The organism is Cytophagales bacterium (assembly GCA_019456305.1).
GTDB lineage: Bacteria > Bacteroidota > Bacteroidia > Cytophagales > VRUD01 > VRUD01.
In genome coordinates, this window is sequence record VRUD01000046.1 from 1 (window position 1) to 17,472 (window position 17,472).

The 17,472-nt window shown below is 36.6% G+C and carries 19 protein-coding genes and 1 pseudogene; 11 read left to right on the plus strand and 9 right to left on the minus strand.

Going from position 1 to position 17,472, the window contains the following annotated elements; all coding sequences use genetic code 11:
• Window positions 1-108 precede the first annotated feature (108 nt).
• The 5 genes from FVQ77_10695 to FVQ77_10715 form a co-directional block, all read right to left on the minus strand.
• Window positions 109-1,161 (minus strand): hypothetical protein, encoded by a 1,053-nt coding sequence (locus FVQ77_10695; protein MBW8050781.1) that lies wholly within the window; start codon window positions 1,159-1,161, stop codon window positions 109-111.
• A 37-nt stretch (window positions 1,162-1,198) separates the two neighbouring features.
• Window positions 1,199-1,549, minus strand: coding sequence for a hypothetical protein (locus FVQ77_10700; GenBank protein MBW8050782.1), 351 nt, complete (start codon window positions 1,547-1,549; stop codon window positions 1,199-1,201).
• Window positions 1,550-1,596: 47 nt separating this feature from the next.
• Complete coding sequence (locus FVQ77_10705) at window positions 1,597-2,343, minus strand: hypothetical protein (GenBank protein ID MBW8050783.1); 747 nt, start codon at window positions 2,341-2,343, stop codon at window positions 1,597-1,599.
• A gap of 12 nt (window positions 2,344-2,355) precedes the next feature.
• Window positions 2,356-4,755 (minus strand): PKD domain-containing protein, encoded by a 2,400-nt coding sequence (locus FVQ77_10710; protein ID MBW8050784.1) that lies wholly within the window; start codon window positions 4,753-4,755, stop codon window positions 2,356-2,358.
• A gap of 75 nt (window positions 4,756-4,830) precedes the next feature.
• Window positions 4,831-5,289, minus strand: a complete 459-nt coding sequence (locus tag FVQ77_10715; GenBank protein MBW8050785.1) for a hypothetical protein — start codon at window positions 5,287-5,289, stop codon at window positions 4,831-4,833.
• 233 nt (window positions 5,290-5,522) lie between these two features.
• Here FVQ77_10715 and FVQ77_10720 point away from each other — a divergent pair, with 233 nt between their 5' ends.
• A complete protein-coding gene (locus tag FVQ77_10720; protein MBW8050786.1) occupies window positions 5,523-6,263 on the plus strand; it encodes a 1-acyl-sn-glycerol-3-phosphate acyltransferase in 741 nt (246 codons plus the stop codon).
• A gap of 138 nt (window positions 6,264-6,401) precedes the next feature.
• Here FVQ77_10720 and FVQ77_10725 read toward each other — a convergent pair whose 3' ends face one another.
• Both FVQ77_10725 and pheS read right to left on the minus strand, forming a co-directional pair.
• Window positions 6,402-7,256 carry a 3-hydroxybutyryl-CoA dehydrogenase gene (locus FVQ77_10725; GenBank protein ID MBW8050787.1) on the minus strand — a complete coding sequence of 285 codons (855 nt, stop codon included), beginning with the start codon at window positions 7,254-7,256 and terminating at the stop codon, window positions 6,402-6,404.
• Between the two features lie 33 nt (window positions 7,257-7,289).
• Window positions 7,290-8,384 (minus strand): phenylalanine--tRNA ligase subunit alpha, encoded by a 1,095-nt coding sequence (gene pheS, locus FVQ77_10730; GenBank protein MBW8050788.1) that lies wholly within the window; start codon window positions 8,382-8,384, stop codon window positions 7,290-7,292.
• Window positions 8,385-8,719: 335 nt separating this feature from the next.
• On the opposite strand from pheS, the gene FVQ77_10735 reads away from it, so the two are divergent.
• From FVQ77_10735 to FVQ77_10755, 5 genes are all read left to right on the plus strand, one after another.
• Window positions 8,720-9,346, plus strand: a complete 627-nt coding sequence (locus FVQ77_10735; protein ID MBW8050789.1) for a hypothetical protein — start codon at window positions 8,720-8,722, stop codon at window positions 9,344-9,346.
• An 81-nt stretch (window positions 9,347-9,427) separates the two neighbouring features.
• A complete protein-coding gene (locus FVQ77_10740) occupies window positions 9,428-9,922 on the plus strand; it encodes a membrane protein insertion efficiency factor YidD (protein ID MBW8050790.1) in 495 nt (164 codons plus the stop codon).
• A gap of 12 nt (window positions 9,923-9,934) precedes the next feature.
• Window positions 9,935-10,801 carry a hypothetical protein gene (locus FVQ77_10745; protein MBW8050791.1) on the plus strand — a complete coding sequence of 289 codons (867 nt, stop codon included), beginning with the start codon at window positions 9,935-9,937 and terminating at the stop codon, window positions 10,799-10,801.
• Window positions 10,728-11,693 (plus strand): hypothetical protein, encoded by a 966-nt coding sequence (locus FVQ77_10750; protein ID MBW8050792.1) that lies wholly within the window; start codon window positions 10,728-10,730, stop codon window positions 11,691-11,693. Before FVQ77_10745 ends, FVQ77_10750 begins: the two co-directional genes overlap by 74 nt.
• The gene (locus tag FVQ77_10755; GenBank protein ID MBW8050793.1) at window positions 11,686-11,904 is read left to right on the plus strand and encodes a hypothetical protein; all 219 of its coding nucleotides are present in this window, start codon (window positions 11,686-11,688) and stop codon (window positions 11,902-11,904) included. Before FVQ77_10750 ends, FVQ77_10755 begins: the two co-directional genes overlap by 8 nt.
• 17 nt (window positions 11,905-11,921) lie before the next feature.
• Here FVQ77_10755 and FVQ77_10760 read toward each other — a convergent pair whose 3' ends face one another.
• Window positions 11,922-12,350 carry a hypothetical protein gene (locus FVQ77_10760; GenBank protein ID MBW8050794.1) on the minus strand — a complete coding sequence of 143 codons (429 nt, stop codon included), beginning with the start codon at window positions 12,348-12,350 and terminating at the stop codon, window positions 11,922-11,924.
• Window positions 12,351-12,579: 229 nt separating this feature from the next.
• On the opposite strand from FVQ77_10760, the gene FVQ77_10765 reads away from it, so the two are divergent.
• The 4 genes from FVQ77_10765 to FVQ77_10780 all read left to right on the plus strand — a co-directional run bounded on the left by FVQ77_10765 (window position 12,580) and on the right by FVQ77_10780 (window position 15,858).
• Complete coding sequence (locus FVQ77_10765) at window positions 12,580-13,245, plus strand: hypothetical protein (protein MBW8050795.1); 666 nt, start codon at window positions 12,580-12,582, stop codon at window positions 13,243-13,245.
• Window positions 13,246-13,294: 49 nt separating this feature from the next.
• Window positions 13,295-13,747: a hypothetical protein gene (locus FVQ77_10770; protein MBW8050796.1), complete on the plus strand. Its 453-nt coding sequence runs from the start codon at window positions 13,295-13,297 to the stop codon at window positions 13,745-13,747.
• 213 nt (window positions 13,748-13,960) lie between these two features.
• On the plus strand, window positions 13,961-14,182 hold the full coding sequence (locus FVQ77_10775) for a hypothetical protein (protein MBW8050797.1): 222 nt from the start codon (window positions 13,961-13,963) through the stop codon (window positions 14,180-14,182).
• Between the two features lie 119 nt (window positions 14,183-14,301).
• On the plus strand, window positions 14,302-15,858 hold the full coding sequence (locus FVQ77_10780; GenBank protein MBW8050798.1) for a hypothetical protein: 1,557 nt from the start codon (window positions 14,302-14,304) through the stop codon (window positions 15,856-15,858).
• Between the two features lie 45 nt (window positions 15,859-15,903).
• On the opposite strand, the gene FVQ77_10785 is transcribed toward FVQ77_10780, so the two are convergent.
• Window positions 15,904-16,812, minus strand: a complete 909-nt coding sequence (locus tag FVQ77_10785; GenBank protein MBW8050799.1) for a hypothetical protein — start codon at window positions 16,810-16,812, stop codon at window positions 15,904-15,906.
• Window positions 16,813-16,943: 131 nt separating this feature from the next.
• Here FVQ77_10785 and FVQ77_10790 point away from each other — a divergent pair.
• Window positions 16,944-17,195 (plus strand): annotated as a pseudogene (locus FVQ77_10790) (nucleotidyltransferase domain-containing protein).
• The last annotated feature ends 277 nt before the right edge of the window (window positions 17,196-17,472 follow it).

A 17,472-nucleotide genomic window follows, 5' to 3' on the forward strand; every position in this document is an offset into this window, starting at 1 on the left:
GATTTTATTTGTTTCATCTTAAAGTTTAGGAATAATATAGGTTAAATGTTATCCTTTTTATGAAACGCTATACTAATTAATTGTATGTTGTTTGTTTTCAATGAGTTATTATTCCTTTTGTTGCTGCAATTGTTTGTTTCTTTTAATTCTGTATTTAAGCACATTGATATATTGTAAAGCCATTTTATTTTCATAATCGGTATAAGATTTTGATGCCCATTCAACAGCAGCATTAAGATCACCATTAATTTCATTGATAATCGCCATATTATAACAAGCTCTGCCGGCTACTTTTCCTTTAGGGTTTGAAACTTCTTTATCCCAAAGTTCAGCTGCTCCATTCCAGTTACCTGTTTGTGCTCTTCGTTTTGCAATTTTAAAATTATTTGTTCCCGTAACATAATAGCGCCTGGAGACTCTTATTCTATAAGGAAGTATTCTTAATGCATAATTATGACCAATCTTATTACTTACCTGTATAACGGCATCTTTTCTTCCCATTATTGATTTAACAGCTTTTACCGGATTAATCCCTATACCTGTTGATACCACATTCTCATTTGTCAAACATTCATCCAGAATGAATTTGTTTATCGGATCATAAATTCTCCATCCGGTTTTTATTAAGGTAGCAATTGTTGCATGATGTTCAATAGCCGGAACTTTTATCCCCAAAGGGCCATCAATTTCAATTGGAACAGCCTTATAATCAATTTTTGCATCGGTATCATAAAATGATAATGCAAAGATGGCGTCTACATTGTTTTCATGACAAATTCGTTCAATTGTATTCCAGGAAAGCGCTGATGGAAAAATACCAAGTCCCGGACTCCTTACACCAACTTTATCAATTATTTTCACCTCAGAAAATCTATTATTATTTATTAGTTCATCAAATAGGCCAACAACAGATTCATGGGCTCCGTCTTTATCCAGATTTTTACCCTCTGCAGATAAAATTTTATCAAATTTGTCTATTTTTTTATTTTTTCCCGAAGGCAAACTCCTGTCAATAATACCAATTGTTTTAATGTTTGAAGGAACATATACCGGGGCTGGTTCTGTAACACTCATAGTTAATGAGTTCTTTGAACTACATGAGCATAAAATAATACTTATAAGTAATACCGATATTGCTGTTGAGCTATAATTTTTTCTCATAATAATCAAAGATTAATATTTTCCAATTTCAAAATCGTCAAAGTAGGTTACGGCATCTGCCTTGGTCCAAAAACCTGTTTTTCCGGCTTTTGGGAATGTAATATCCTGAACTGCTGTATAATTGTGCCAGCGCCTTATTGCCATTATCGTTTGTAACCTTCCAGTTAGTACCAACGGAGCCGGTATAGTATTGCGACCATCCGTCAGGTAGTTTATCAGTGGCATAGTTTTCAAAATCAAACTTGATGCTTGATGCCGGTTTTACCGTATCAGCAAATTGCGATTGTGCATTTATTTCCTGCATCTTCTCTTTTGAGATTTTGGAACTTGAATTGCCGCAGGCAACAGCCATTAGCATTAAGGCTATTGCGGATGTTAAAATTTTCATTGATGTTTTCATTTTCTTTCTTAATGAAACCGTAAGCGCCTAAGTTGTTATTGTATCTTCCTCAAAAATTCTTTCATGGCCTTCCAGTAACCCTCATTGCCTTCATTATCGCTCCACAATGCTTTGGAGCCATGAAAACCTGCTGTTTTTGGGATGTATCGTGTCTTAATATCTGATTTGATCACTTCAGCAAGTTCTGCAAGCGCCTGTGATTCTTTTTTGGAAGAGGTCAGAAAAACAGGTTTTTTCAAACCAGCAATCGCTTTTTGAAGATTGAGCTTTTTACCAAAATACTCACCCGGGCTAAAGGCAATGATTGCTGCAACTTTTTTATTTCCCTTTCCGATTTTTAGCGCTAAGGAAGCGGAGTAAGAACTGCCTAGCAGAATGATCTTTTTATCATAATTTTCAAATGCAAAGTTCACTACTGCAACAATATCTTGCTCAGCGTCTAAATAATCAGTGGGTAAGCGCTTATCGAGCGCCCGGAAATGGGTCTGATTTCTTACATCATTCACCTCTACACCCGATCGCAGGTCTGGTACCAGGCAATTATAGCCTATCCCGGTCAGCTTTTTTGCTGTTTCTTTATATTCCCCCCGGCTGTATTTTGCCTGATGGCATAGAACTATTGTATAGGATTTTTGGGGAATTCCTTTAGATACACTATAAAGGTCTGCAGTAATAAGCAAACCATCCAATGATTGGAATGTGAAGGTTTTCTGCGCTTTGACCAAATGACTGCACAAGAAAAAACCTACGATAAATAATATAGTTGTTTTGATAGTTTTCATAGTTTTAATTTTTTAATCAATTTTTACAAATTTACCCACCCAGCTTTCTTTGTTATTAAGGTGGATTTTAACAAAATAAATACCTTTGGTTAAGTTATGAGTTTTAATATTTATTTCATGTTGTCCGGTATCAAGCTTTTTACCCGATGACCATACCTCTTGTCCAAGATTATTCAATATTGATAATTTTACAATATAAGGTTTATTTAATGATAAGCTGACATTGATCACATTTTTTGTAGGATTTGGATAAACAGTGAGGGTTTTATTACCGGAAAATTCATCTATACCTACTGCAGAAAGGGTAATGAATTTACATATAGTATCATCTAAAAGTTCAAAACCACATATATTGCTAACAACCAAACAAACTTTATAAGTCCCATCTGAAGGATATATATGAGTAGGATTTTGGACAGTAGATGTATCCCCGTCACCAAAATCCCACGCCCAGGTGCCGGGAGCAGGAGTTGATGCATCTGTGAAGAAAATAGTGTCACCTGCACATCCTAATGTATAGGTAAAATCAGGCGATGAACCGGGTTTTACGGTAATTTCCCTTATAGTGGTGTCATTTCCGCAAGTAGTGTAAACGATCAAAGTAACAGTAAAACTCCCACTCGAGTCATAAGCGTAAGAGGGATTTGTCGTTGTGGAAGTGTTACCATCACCAAAATTCCATAATACATCGGCAGTATCAACAGGGAAGAAAAACGGCATCTCCAAAATCTGAAAATTAATATTCTCACCCGGGCATACGATTGAAGGCCATGCATTAATATAATGCCCCGCTGGGGCAGCATTGTAGGTTACTGTAATGGTTTCTACATGATAAGCAACATTTCCGCAGTTGTTGGTTACCTTTAAGACAACGGTATAGCTGCCTGTGTCAGTAAAAACATGTGTTGGATTTGCAAGTACGGAAGTGTCTCCGTCTCCAAAGTCCCAGAATGAATTGGTTGTGTCGGAGCTCCAGTTTTGAAAAAAGACAGGGGAACCCGGACAAACAACGGAAGAGGGAAAACAGAACGGATTTGTACAGAACCAAGCTGATGGGGCGGCATCGTTTACAACATACACGCAATTCACAATAGAATCTACTCCCCCACAGGAGCTTGTACCGATTAGCTTGACATCATATGTTCCGGTATTTGCAAATACATGGGTAGGTTCTTCTAAAGTAGATGTGTTACCATCACCAAAATCCCAGTAAAAGCTCGTAGCATAATTGCTGTTATTGATAAACCTGACTATGGTTCCGGGACAAATATTCGAAAAGATAGAACAGAAAGACCAGGGATTTGTCCAGAAGGAAACCCAAACGGGAGGAACAGAATCCCCCACGACAACGATAACTGTATCGGAATTGGAATTTCCACAATAGTTAGTTGCTGTAAAAACTACGGTATATGTTCCCGTATCGGTGAATGAATGTGCAGGGTCCTCCTGTAATGAGTTGCCGCCATCGTCAAAGTCCCAGAGAAAGCTCGTCAGATTGTTGCCGGAGCCGGAAAAGCTGACAACATCATCGGGACAGACAGGGTTGGGTGATGCCGAAGTGCTAACAAAAGGTATTAAGGAAGTATCTATAGTAACAGTTGTTGTTGCCGTATCGCTGTTGCAACTGCTATAAACAATTAGTGTAACAGTATAGGAGCCCGTATCGGCATAGGCGTGGTAAGCGTTGAAGGTGGTGGCAGAATCTCCATCGCCAAAAAGCCACAGTGAGGATGCTGGAGTGGGGGATGAGAAATTACTGAATTCCACCGGCTGTCCCGGGCAAGCTGTTGCCAGAGATGCCCAAAAACTTGCAAAAATTGCCGCTGTGTCATAAACACTCACAGGCGATGTAACTGTATCACTCCCGCAGGAATTACCTGCAATCAGCGTTACATTATAAATCCCTGTATCAGCATAAATATGGGAAGGAGAAAATAAAGTTGAGCTGTCTCCATCGTCAAAATCCCACAGCATACTCGTTGGAGGTGGAAACATAAAGGTGCTGAAATCCATTGGATCGCCCGGGCAAACGGGATTGGGGTTTGCCCAGAACCATGCCCAACCGGGCCAGGGAGTAAAATTTATTGTTAAAATCTGGATTGTTTGGTCACTGTTACCCGTGAGCGTGTCATAAGCGGTCAGCGTTACAGTAAAGGTGCCATTCCATAAATAAATATGAAAAGGATTAACAGCAGTTGAAGTATCATTGGGGCCGAAATCTCCAAAATCCCAGAAATAGGCATTGGCGCCTGTGCTCGTGTTGGTGAAAACAACCGAATCGGGTGCGCAGCCACCATTGGTCAAGGCGTAGGTAAAATCTGCTACCGGCTGTGCCAAACAGCGAATTACCATTGCGAACAGGAAACTGGAAATTATACCTGTTTTAACGAGTTGGAGAATTGATTTTTTCATAATGAAACTAAATTAATAATTATTTTTATATTGATGAAATCGTTATAATAAAAGTCGTTTTCATCATTTCCTTGTTTACATAAGCCCGTAGGAGCGGAGGATCTCAGCCAGTTCGGGCTGTTTTTGAGCATATTTTTTCAAAACACTCAGAATTTCATTGATATCCTCTTTTACAGGTTTGATGTACGAACGCCTGTCCCAGAATATCAGGCCAATCAATCCAAAAAGGCCTGCCAGGATAAAATACATTAACGTGTGCAATCTGTCGAACATTGTTTCGAATTTGTCATTCATTGCTTCGAATTTGTCATTTATTGCTTCGAATTTGTCATTCATTGCTTCGAATCGGGTGTTAATTTCTTTTTTCTGTGCTGAAAGACGCTCATCAAGCGCTAAAAGACGCTCATCAAGCCGAATAATGCGTTCACGGTCTTCCTGTGAGAATTCAACAGGGTTTGATTGTGAAAATGCAACAGGAGCAAAAAAGAAAAATGCGAAATAATAGATCAGGATCGTGAGAACATTTTTTTTCATAGCATGATGTTTTTTAAAATTAATTGAAGATTTTTGAATACTCAAAGTTAGTAAATAATTCTCAATTATCAAAATAAGTTTATTTTTTTTTAATTTGCAAAAATAAAAAATTAATAATAATAGGGTCAACCAGCACCCAGTAACCAGCATCCAGTAACTGATAATTTGATGCATGATGTTAATAATGATTACAATTTAAGTTGTTTTTTTTAATTTAGATTTTTAGGTTAAAAATGAAAATATTAAAAAGGATTTTTTCCTTCTGGTGCCTGATTTGGGTTTCGGTCATTTATATCGTTATATTTTTTTTCCAATTTGTTTTCTTACAAAGAAAAAAATGGTACCCGGCAGCCCATTTCCTGAATAAGGTCTGGACAAGAATTTTTTTTTCTACTTCATTTATTCGTACCCGGTTCGTTTACAAATTTAAACCTGATAAAAATTCAACATATGTCTATTGCCCTAATCATTCCTCTTACTTAGATATTCCGGTCTCTACCCTGGCGATTCCTGGCTATGCTAAGTATATTGGTAAAAGTTCGCTCACTAAGGTTCCGCTTTTTGGCTATATGTTCTCGCGATTGCATATTTCAGTAGATAGAGATAAACAATTCAGCAGATACAGAAGTATGATCAAATGTTTTTATGCACTTGATCGCGGAATCAGTGTTGTGATTTTTCCTGAAGGTACTATTCCCCAAAAAGGATTACCCAAAATGATCCCATTCAAAGACGGCCCCTTTAGAATTGCTATTGAGAAAAAAGTGCCCGTTGTTCCGGTAACCATGCCATATAACCGGAAGATATTACCAGATGATGGAAAGTATTTGATAAAACCAGGTAGGGCAAAAGTTATCATTCACCAGCCGATAGAAACAAAAGGGATGAGCCTTAAAGATATTGGGAGATTAAAGAAAGAGGTGTTTGAGATTATTGAAAAACAATTACTATTGTCCGATAAAAAAAATATTTAACCGCAGAGTATAATGCTAATATACTAATTTATACTAATGATACGAATATTTTTACTCTGCTTCTTAATATAGATTTCTTTATTAGTATCATTAGTATTCATTCGTATATTAGCATTTTATTATTCGTAATTCGTAGGACTAATACACATAAAATCCTTGACCGGTTTTTCTCCCAAGCTGCCTGGCATCTACTTTTTGCTTTTGAATACGGTTTGGCCGGAATTTTGGGTCGTAATGAAATGCTTCAAACATTGATGAGGTTACTGCAAAATTGGTATCTATGCCGATCAGGTCCATCAATCTGAACGGCCCCATTTTAAATCCTGATGATTCTATGAGCTTGTCAATCGTCTCAACACCGGCAATATTTTCTTCCAGGATTTTTAGCGATTCCAGGTAAAAATGCCGGGCTACCCTGTTTACGATAAATCCCGGGGAGTCTTTTACCATGATCGGTACTTTACCGAGTACTTCGGCTAGCTGCCGGATGGCAGTAGCTGCTTCAGCATCAGTAGCAACACCCGATATCACCTCTACCAATTTCATTATATGTGCCGGATTAAAAAAATGCATGCCCGTCATCCTGCCAGGATGTTTAGTACTTGCCGCAATTTGAGTGATGGGGATTGAAGAGGTATTTGTTGCAAAAATTGTTTGAGGCCCATTGATAGCTTCTAACTTTTCAAATACTTCCCGTTTAACTTCAAGCTTTTCTATCACTGCTTCAATAACAACATCGGCTTTAAGCTCATTGAAGTTATTTGTTACCCGAATTTTTTTTAATGCGTTAACTTTATCTTCAATTTTTATTTTCCCTTTTTCAATTCCTTTGTCAAGATCTTTTTCAATATTAGTTAAAGCGTTTTGCAGTACTTTATCATTCAGATCATATAACAATATATTATAATCTGCCAAAGCAGCGATCTGTGCTATGCCCTGCCCCATCGTGCCGGCACCTACTATTGCGATAGTATGAATATCCTGGAGTTTCATATTAATTACAATTTTAATATCCTGTATCAAACCTCATATCACTCCCACAAACTGCCTCAAAAACCGCACATCATTCCCGGTAAACAACCTCAGATCATTTATTTTATATTTTAGCATGGTTATCCTTTCAATGCCCATACCAAATGCATAACCGGTATATTTTTGCGGATCAATCTTGCAATTTTTCAAAACGTTAGGGTCAACCATTCCAGCCCCGGCAATTTCAACCCACCCGGTATGCTTGCAAACATTGCATCCTTTTCCCCCACAGATCAAGCAGGAAATATCTACTTCAGCGCTTGGTTCGGTAAAGGGAAAATAGGAAGGCCTGAAGCGTAATTGAGTATCTTCACCAAACATTTCTCTTACAAAATAAAAAAGCGTTTGCTTAAGATCAGCAAAGCTCACATGCTCATCTATATACAAACCCTCCACCTGATGAAATACGCAATGGGCACGAGCTGAAATTGTTTCATTTCTAAAAACTCTCCCAGGTGAAAGCGTACGAATAGGCGGCTTTTGGTTTTCCATTACCCGTATCTGCACAGAAGATGTATGGGTGCGAAGTACAATGTTTTGTCCGAGAGTTCCCTCCCCGCCAGCTGGTGGGGAGGGACTGGCTTGCTCTATAAAGAAGGTATCTTGCATGCCTATAGCAGGATGATCAGGTTCAAAATTTAATGCTGTGAAGTTGTGCCATTCATCCTCAATTTCAGGTCCTTCAGATAAGTTAAACCCAATGCGTGAAAATATCTCGATCATTCTTCTCCTTACGATTGATAAAGGATGGCGGGTACCTGCTTCATTAGGGATGGGAGGTAAGGTCAGGTCTTGAGATTTCGGATTTCGTCCCGAGTACTCGGGATCGAATTTCGAATTTCGAATTTCGAATTTCGAATTTAGAGATTGTATTTTTTTAAACTTATCCGATGCAGCATTTTTTAGTTTATTCAGTTCAATGCCGAGCGTCTTTTTATCTTCGGGAGCAGCTTTTTTAAGTTCAGCAAACAGTCCGGGTATTATTCCCTTTTTGCTTAAATATTTTATCCTGAACGATTCTAATTGCTCAGCATTTTCAATTTTATGATCTTCTACTTGCTGTAGTATTTTGTTTACTTTTTCTTTCATGGCAAGCAAAGGTAAATAAATTTAGTTATTAGTTTGTTAGCTTATTTGTTAATTTGATTAAATTATTTAACTTTGTAATTATTATGCAATCAAAACAAATACTAAAAGACGTAAAAAAAGAGAAGTTACAGATCATGATTCTGCCGTTGGATTTATTTCCAGCGAAGAAGCAACTAAATATATAGAGAACGGCAGTAAATTCAACCAAACCATAGAAAATTATATCCAAAATGAAATTTAACTTTATTTTGAAAAGTAGCCTGTCCTTTATTTTGTTTTTTTTACTATTCGCAGGCTTTGTGTTGTTTCAACCTGTAAGCAAAATAAGCTTAAACATGACTGCAAAAGTATTGCAAAATGGAAAGTATATAGTAACAAAAGGAGTAGTATTTTATCAGGCAGCCGGTGGATTGTTAGTTACGCATTTTACTTCACCATCTGAGTACCTTGTGAGCACTAATGCCAGGGGTGAATACAAAATATATAATAAAGAGGCAAATACCATTACTCAAAGCCAGGGTGCAGATTACAGCAGTGAAAATAGTTTTCTTTATTATTTTTTAAGCGGCAAAACACAATCAATGGGCCTTCGTTCAGTGGGCTTTCAACTTATTGATACCAAAATAGAAGATAATTTGGTTATTACTACCTGGTCGCCCCCTTTGAATTTATCATCTTTATTGAGTAAAGCCGAGTTAGCTCATGAAAATTACCAGCCCATTTTTTTGGGTTTTTTTGATAGTGATGGCAAACCAAAACAAAAAGTTTTTTATACTGCATATTCAAAAATTGGGAATTATAATATTCCCTTGAATATTACTGAATTTCAATACCTCACTCAAGGAGATTCGATAATTACAAAGCGTAGTTATTCTGATGTGAAAATAAATGAGCAGGTAGACGATACATATTTAAGTTTTAAGATACCTGTTAATGCAAAGTTAATTAAGCAAGGCTATTAAACAATCATCAAAAATGTGTTCAAGTGTTCTCGTGTTCATGCCTGCCTGTTGGCAGACAGGTGTTCAGGAGAGTTTACGTAAATGCTTGAACACTGTGCTCTTAAAAAAGCTATATCGTTTAGTTCTATGATAAAAATAACTACTTTCTTTTTATTATTGTATTGTATATGTCTTAATGTTGTTGCTCAGAATAAGAAAAGTGATCTGTTATTGATCAAAGAGCAAAATTTTTATGACGCCAGCTATGATAAAAGAGAGGTTAAGTTTTTGCTTAGCAGCAAAAAGAATCCTATAATTCGTTATAATCCTGTGAGTTTAACTTTCGGCTTGTTCATGTATTTTTATCAAAAAGTGCTTTCTGCACAAGTCTCATCCGGATGCTCTTTTCAGGTCAGTTGCTCTAATTTCAGTATGGTTGCGATCAAAAAATTTGGTCTTATTAAAGGTATTGCTTTGTCAGCAGACCGTTTAATGCGTTGTAACCAGCTTGCTGCTATTGATATTGATGTTTTGGACCTTGATTTTAAAAATCAAAAAATTAGAGACGACATTTCTCTATATTACTTTCATCATTAATTAGTGCAATTCGTGTTAAAGTATATTCTTTTTCCTGCCGTCTTTATTATTGTTACCAAAGCCGGCTTTTCGCAGAGGAGCTTTTCTGAAGAGATCAGTTTTGTCAATTATCTGATAGATAATGACGAATACAGAGACGCAATATTTGTTCTGAATACTTTGGAGAGGAATAATTCTTCTTTTAATGATTCACAAAAGGATAGTTTGAATTATCTTTTGGGATGGGTTTATTATAACATAAAATCCCTTGACACTTCTTCAATGTATTTGGAAAAGGTAGGTGATAGCTCCGTATTTTTAAATAAGTCAAGATATTACCAGGCATTTAACAACATTTTTATGAACAAAAGAGATTCAGCAAATACAATACTGAATAATATGCCTGTAAACCGGGAGCTAGAGCAGTTGAGGCTGTTTGAATTGGCTGGGGTTGCCTTGCTGGAAAGAAATTACGATCAATACAAAAAAATCTCCCGAAACTTTGATTATACTTATTACCCTGTTACTCATGAGCAGAAAGAATTTGATGAATATTTCGTCAGTTTGCAGCAAATAAAAAACAAGTCTCCCTTCCTTGCAGCGACAATGTCTGCTATTATACCCGGTTCGGGTAAATGGTATGCAGGATACAGGGGAAAGGCGATTGCATCTTTTTTACAAGTGAGTTTGCTCGGGGCGGTTGCTGCTGAAAATTATGTCAAAGCAGGGCCCGTCAGCCCTCAGTTTATTATATTTGCAGGTTTCTTTTCCATATTTTATATAGGAAATATCTGGGGTAGTGTTTTAAGTGTTCAAATAAAAAGAGATGAACTTTTCAGAAAGGTTGACCATAATATTATGCTTGATCTTCATATTCCCTTACGCAGGGTATTCAACTAAGGCGCAGAGCGCAGATCGTACCGAGCAACTCGGGAGCGCTGGGCACATGATGTCGATCACTATGCCCGACCAGCTGGCGGGACATAGCGCCATGCGCTTAGCTGATAGCTTGTTTGAGAAAAGTGAATACCGGATTGCTTCGATTGAATATGAAAGGGTATTTTTTTTAACTTCAGACTTTGCTGTTAAAACAGAAGCTTTGTTACGTAAAGCAGCATGCCTGAAACAAATGCAGCAGTTTCGAAAAGCTGAGCAGAGCCTGAACAGGGCGAATTTTGCTGGTTTAAATGACACTTTGATCTACAAGGTAAGGTTTCAAAGCGCTTTGTGTGCATATCTTGGAGGAAATTTCAACAATGCGGAATCACAATTAATTCAAATTCATTACTTTTTAAAGGACACTATTTTAACAATGCCTTCCTTGTTATTATATGTCTTGGTGCTTAATGAGCTAAATAGGTGGGATGAAGCTAAAGAGAAAATAGTGAAATGGATAAGCTTGACTGACCCGCCTCCTGCAGTTAAAGATAGCTTGTTAAATATTATAAGTAAAATATACCACGCAGACGATTATCCCAAATTCAAAAAGCTTAAGAATGCCCAAAGATTGTCATCATTTTTACCCGGGGCAGGACAGCTATATGCCGGGTATTTAGGGGAAGGTTTAGCTAATGTTTCTTTGCAGTTGGCTGCCCTTGCTTTTACAGGTTATGCTTTTTATTTTAATTACTACATAACAGCATTTATTGTCGGATACGGAATTTTTAGTAAGTTCTATATAGGAGGAATTAACCGCCTGGAATACTTAGTGAATAAGAAGAATTATGAGTTGTTGAGAGGATTTAATGACCGGTTAAAAGGAGAGATACTCAAAATAATGGAAAATGGTTGATCCTGATTTTATCGGGATAAGTGTAAGATTGAAGATGGAAAAAATAGAAAATGATTCCTTACTCAATGATATAATACCATCTTCCGTCTTCCTTTTTCCATTAGACATCTTACATTGTATAAAAAAAGCTCTAACCCCTGTTTGGGGTAGAGCTTTCCACGTGGTGTCGGGTGTTTCCACCCGACAAGCTCTGTCAGGTGGAAACACCTGACACCACTTTAGGGAAAATCAATCTCCTCCAGCCCAAACGAACCACTTTGGATTGTCTGTATATTTATTCAATGCTTCCTCACCTTTAAACACTACCCACCAAAAGTCTACAAAGGCAGCTATACTACTTGCAACAGGTACGCAAAAATAGAGAAAAAATAAATTTTTGTCTCCTGTTCCCATATAGCTTCTATGCAAAGCAAAAAATCCACAGAAGTAAGCCCTGAGCAGGTAGCCACCAACGGTTTTTCCCTCAGGTAAAGCCATCATGTTAATGCTGATGATGCTGGTTAATGATGATAGTTCATCTGTTAATGTAAGTGTAACATCTTCAGATTGAACAAACAGCTGATCAATAGCAACATCATCAATTTTGTAGTTGTTAGCTGCAAAAGTTATAGATACAGTCAAACAAACCAATAATAAAAGTGCTGATAATTTTTTCATAATGATTTAAGTTAAGTTAAAGAATTTACTAAGTGTGTCAGGCGGGACACCCCTCTTCCCCTCCTTAACAGAGGGAATACCTAACATCACAAAATCTGCCCAAATATACATTGTTTTTTAAAAAAAACAATTTTTTTAATATTTTTTTAAAAAACCTTGCATGGTATTTTTAATTGATTTAATATTGCCCCGTATTTATAATTCACTTATATAACTAAAACAAAAAATTATGAAAAAATTTGTATTATTATTCGTATCTGTTGGTTTATTTTGCATACTATGCTCAAATAAACTTGTATTTGCCCAGGATGATGTTACGGTTACGTATTCTCAAGGTGGGGGAGAGCAAGGTGATCTGTCATTTGGAACAGGCACAGTGGCAATAACTGCCGGTTATGGGTTCCCAAATTTAGGATTAGCTGTTTTAAAGTCTATTGAAAACCAAACCGGAGTAACAGGCTGGACAGCTTTCGGGCTCGGTCCTATTCACTTCAGAGCTGAATACGGCTTGTCAGATAAAGTTGGTTTTGCCCTCAGCGTCAATTATGTTTCATTTGGAGCAGAATATACCGAAGACGACTTTTTTACTGGTGCTACATACAATTATACAGTATCCTTTTCGTCAATAAGCTTTTTAGGGAGAATTAATGTACATTTTGCCACTACTGAAAAACTGGACGCATATTGGGGAATAGGGGCAGGTTATAGAACCGGAACATGGAAATTTGAGTCAAATGAACCTAATTATATTCCTGATGTTATTAAAACACCCATACCCGTTGGCTTTGAAACTACATTAGGGCTTCGCTATTATTTTACTGATAATATTGGCGCTTATATAGAGATTGGAGCAGCCAAATCATTGATGCAAGGAGGGCTTGCAGTAAAATTCTAAATGCAGAATGAAATTAAAAATAAATTACTTACTTCTGTTTTTTATAACAGTGTTATTACTCATTGGAATAAGCTGTTCAAAAGAAAAACAATTAGAAAGGTCGCTTCATAAAAAAGACGGCATTTGGGATATAGACAAAATTAGCTGGACAATTGTTCAACAGGATACAAGTGGACAATCAATTGAAACCGGGGGGGTGGAAACTAATGCCGGGACATTTACTTTTGACAAAGGCGGATCCGGAAGTTATGACTATACTGTGGCTGGTACAAAGAGAGCCAATACATTTAGCTGGCAAGTTGACGGTAGCGATATTACCATATCGCGTATTTCTCAAAGTATTAACAGTAATTTTGAAATTGAGCAAATTGTTATATCTTTTACCGGGTCTGAAACAAGCAAGAATAATATAGAGTTGACCGGCTCTGAAATCATTCAGGAAGTAGGTGGTGTTAATATTGATCAGTTTGTGTTAACAGGTACTTTTAATTTGAGTAAATAATATCCTCGAAAGGATTGTATATTTGCAATAACTTTATTATTAACCAAAAATGGGACGAATAAGAACAAATATTAAAGTAGCAGAAGAGATTGCTGGACTTTATTTGATAGTGGAGCGAGGAATACCTATATTATTGAAGACATTGCCAAAAATTTAACGACAGAAAAATTAGGAATTACCAGACCCGTTTCATTAGGAGGTGAAGCGCATACTGTGTCAAAAAACAGTGTGTTAAAATGTAAAATTGAAGGATTACCAATTGAGGAGTTTGCATTAGTATTGGATCATATTGGAAACGATGATGATGGTAAAAAAATTGAAGTTCTATTTGGAGCTTTAGCGATGCAAAGATGGGGTATCAATCTTAATCTTGTGGAAGAAAAGTTAGATATGACGAATTATCCGAAGGAGTTTGTTGAGTTTTTAAACATTTGAAATGAAGAAAAAATTAACCACTAATTACACGAATTTTCACTAAAAAATAAATTCGTGCAAATTAGTGTAATTCGTGGTTAAACGAAATTCCAATACTATTAATTAAACCAATTAAAACAATGAAAAAACTAATTTTATTACCCGTTTTATTTGCGCTGTTAATTAGCAATGCTAACTTAGTAAGCGCTCAATCAGCAGAGATTCGTGATGTAAGAAAAAGAGAATTCCGTGGCGTACATGCCATTGTGAATAAAGAAACAGGGGAAGCTGCCGGCTACTATACTTTTTATGTGAATGAAAAAGTAGGTGGCGGAATGATCAATTTTGTAATTGCAATTTATGACCTGGAGCTGAAATTAATAAAACAAACCCCGATCACTATTTCCAAACGATCGACTGTGGATGGCAGTGAATTTAACGGAAAGGATTTCATGTTTGTATTTAAGGACGTTCCCAAAAAGAAACTGACCTATGTAACCGTTGACAGCAAAGGCGGGATCATTAAAACCAAAGGGATCGTGGAAAAAAAGTTTGCAGCTACTACCTCCGAAGTCTATCCTTCTGCAAACGATGCATTTTACATTGTAAAACCCATCAAAGAGAAGAAATGGGGCTATTCTGTAGCAAAAACAGACCGTAATATTAATACGCTGTGGGAAAAGAGGTTTATGCCTGAAAAAGGGTTCGTAGGCGTAGAAGCTATAGAATCAGGGGGTGACCGCATCATCGTGGTCCAGCTCATTAAGCCCAGTGCATTATCTAAAAAAGGAAAAGGCGAAATTGTATGCATGGATGACAAATCAGGTAATATTTTATATAAATATCCATTGTTTGACGGAGTAGTTACAAACGTCCCGTCTGCATTTTTGATAGACAGCAAAGGTAATATCGTTACCGGAGGCATGTATTTTGCAGGAGAAAGAATGAGCGGAAAAAATTCTGATGGGCTATTTTTCTTAAAGCTATCTCCTGAGGGTAAAAAATTAACCTACACCAGGGTTGACTGGGATGCCGGTATCCAGGAGCTTTTAAAAGCTACGTCAAGAAAATTTGCCATTGGCAGTAAGCCCAAAGTATTCTTCCATGACATCGTAGAATCAGAAGATGGGGGCTACCAGATAATTTCTGAAACATTCCGAAAATCTATGCCGGGCATAAGCAGCAGATTAAAAGATTTAATTACAGGCAGGTATATTGGTGATATTACTCAAGATTCCAAACCACTTAATTTTACGGTAATGGATTTCATTATTTTCAATTATGACGAGAGTGGAAAAATGAATAACATAAACAAAATTGCCAAAGATTATACTAAAGTAGTTTGTTATTATCCTTATAATAGTGTCTATTATGGAGGTTTAAAGCTGGCGAAAGTTGTTAAAAGTTATGGTTTTTTTGATTATGCTTTTACCACCACGCTCCCGGATTCCAAACAGGAAGTTATGATCTCAAGAAACATGGTCAGTGCAAATCCTCATATTGGAATAACAAGCATTGAGGTAGGCAAAGAATCTGAAACGCACAAGATCCCGATCAAAAGAGGCACCGCACGTATGACCGGTAAAGCAGCAAGCTTTATAGGCGCTATAAAATCAAAACCGGGTTATCTTTGTGTTTATTATTATGATAAGAAGGAGCAAACGGTGCATTTATACCTGGAGAAGATACAAATGTAAATAATAAAATGCCTATCCCGAGTACTCGGGATAGGCATTTCTCCTTTAGAACCCAAATCCAATTTTAACACCCAGGGCGATCACGGGTGCAACATTCTTTTTTATTTCATTAGTGGGGCCTGCAATACCCTGAGGATCTTTACAATCCCATCTATTAATGTTTTTAGACCTAAGGCCAATCCCGCCATAGGTATCAATAATTACCCTGTCAGCAAGGTAAAATATATAGCCGCCCGTAATTTTAAAATCTATCTGGGTTCTGCTTTCAGAATTAGGAAATATTGATGACGACCCGCAGCTTACTTCTGTGACATAATTTCTGAAGCGTACTTCAGGGCCAATATAAAAATCTTCCAAAGCCTTGGTATAAGTAGAAGGGTAAAATCTTGCGCTGGCTCTAAAGCTAAGGCCAATACTTGCTGTTCGCTTTGTTTGAGTAAAATTGGTATCAACGGTGAACGCATAATATATATAATCATATTGGGTGATCCCTATCCCTGCTTCTATAGCAAAGTGATCTGATACTCTACGCTCAATATAAATAGGAATATCACCATTTAATATCATCAGCGGGTTGACTTTTATCAGATTTTGAATGTTTCTGTCACGTTCCGCTTGTGTATAACCTACTTTAGAGTAGGTAACCGTAACAGTTTTATCTTGATCGGTATCTTCTTTGGGTTTGATCTCTTCCTTTGGTTCACTTTCAACAGAGGAGATCACCTCTTTTGTTCCGTTTTCATAAGTGATCATGAAAACTTTGTTCTTTGAAACGCTGATAAGCGGCCCATCGAGATGTTCAAATTTTTTATATTTAATTACATCTTCAGTAATTTCAATTACTTTTGACTTGATTTCACTGCCGTCTTTAAGCAATATCACGTCCTGGGATAAGGCTTTTAAACAAAACAATGAAAGCGCTATTGCTGCGAAAAAAAACTTATAGCTGCTCATATATTTTTTTATCTTGTGGTTTTTATTTAGGGAACAAAGATAAATAATTTTTTGATATATTATTTTTATTTTTTAAGTTTATCCAGAATTTATGTGCGGGGTTGATTAAACTGTATAATTTTGTAGTTATTATGCAATTAAAACAAATACTAAAAGACGTAAAAAACGAGCTGTTAAATCTCTACGGCAAACGTTTGAGCAAGCTGATATTGTACGGTTCGCAGGCGAGGGGGGAGGCAGCGGAATATTCGGATATTGATCTTTTGATCGTTTTAAAAGGCAGGATGAATAAAAAAAAAGAGACTGATAGAAGAGATATGATTTATGACCTTATATTAAAATATAATGCAGAGATCTCAGAGTTTGCGGTATCTGAAAATCGATATAAAACAAGCAACATGCCTTTTTATTTAAATGTTCGTAATGATGGTATTGATTTATTAAGATCTGGTGAAATATTAACGCCACAAAAAATGAAAAAAATTTATCATGAAAGAAAACTTAAAAATAACCGAATACTCAATAATAATTTTAATCCTATGAAATATCACAAGGAAATAAAAATATTAGTTAGCCTGTCAAAAGAGGAGTTTGAAGAATCTGAATTACTTTTTCAAGGTAGAAAATATAGAGGATCTGTATCAAGATGCTATTATTCTA

Excerpts from the sequence above, each read along its gene's own strand:
- FVQ77_10695 (MBW8050781.1), bottom strand. The coding sequence starts at position 1,161 with ATGAGAAAAAATTATAGCTCAACAGCAATATCGGTATTACTTATAAGT.
- FVQ77_10720 (MBW8050786.1), top strand. The coding sequence starts at position 5,523 with ATGAAAATATTAAAAAGGATTTTTTCCTTCTGGTGCCTGATTTGGGTT.
- FVQ77_10700 (MBW8050782.1), bottom strand. The coding sequence starts at position 1,549 with ATGAAAATTTTAACATCCGCAATAGCCTTAATGCTAATGGCTGTTGCC.
- FVQ77_10760 (MBW8050794.1), bottom strand. The coding sequence starts at position 12,350 with ATGAAAAAATTATCAGCACTTTTATTATTGGTTTGTTTGACTGTATCT.
- FVQ77_10785 (MBW8050799.1), bottom strand. The coding sequence starts at position 16,812 with ATGAGCAGCTATAAGTTTTTTTTCGCAGCAATAGCGCTTTCATTGTTT.
- FVQ77_10710 (MBW8050784.1), bottom strand. The coding sequence starts at position 4,755 with ATGAAAAAATCAATTCTCCAACTCGTTAAAACAGGTATAATTTCCAGT.
- FVQ77_10765 (MBW8050795.1), top strand. The coding sequence starts at position 12,580 with ATGAAAAAATTTGTATTATTATTCGTATCTGTTGGTTTATTTTGCATA.
- FVQ77_10705 (MBW8050783.1), bottom strand. The coding sequence starts at position 2,343 with ATGAAAACTATCAAAACAACTATATTATTTATCGTAGGTTTTTTCTTG.
- FVQ77_10740 (MBW8050790.1), top strand. The coding sequence starts at position 9,428 with ATGCTTGAACACTGTGCTCTTAAAAAAGCTATATCGTTTAGTTCTATG.
- FVQ77_10755 (MBW8050793.1), top strand. The coding sequence starts at position 11,686 with ATGGTTGATCCTGATTTTATCGGGATAAGTGTAAGATTGAAGATGGAA.
- FVQ77_10715 (MBW8050785.1), bottom strand. The coding sequence starts at position 5,289 with ATGAAAAAAAATGTTCTCACGATCCTGATCTATTATTTCGCATTTTTC.
- FVQ77_10735 (MBW8050789.1), top strand. The coding sequence starts at position 8,720 with ATGACTGCAAAAGTATTGCAAAATGGAAAGTATATAGTAACAAAAGGA.
- FVQ77_10780 (MBW8050798.1), top strand. The coding sequence starts at position 14,302 with ATGAAAAAACTAATTTTATTACCCGTTTTATTTGCGCTGTTAATTAGC.
- pheS (MBW8050788.1), bottom strand. The coding sequence starts at position 8,384 with ATGAAAGAAAAAGTAAACAAAATACTACAGCAAGTAGAAGATCATAAA.
- FVQ77_10725 (MBW8050787.1), bottom strand. The coding sequence starts at position 7,256 with ATGAAACTCCAGGATATTCATACTATCGCAATAGTAGGTGCCGGCACG.
- FVQ77_10750 (MBW8050792.1), top strand. The coding sequence starts at position 10,728 with ATGAACTTTTCAGAAAGGTTGACCATAATATTATGCTTGATCTTCATA.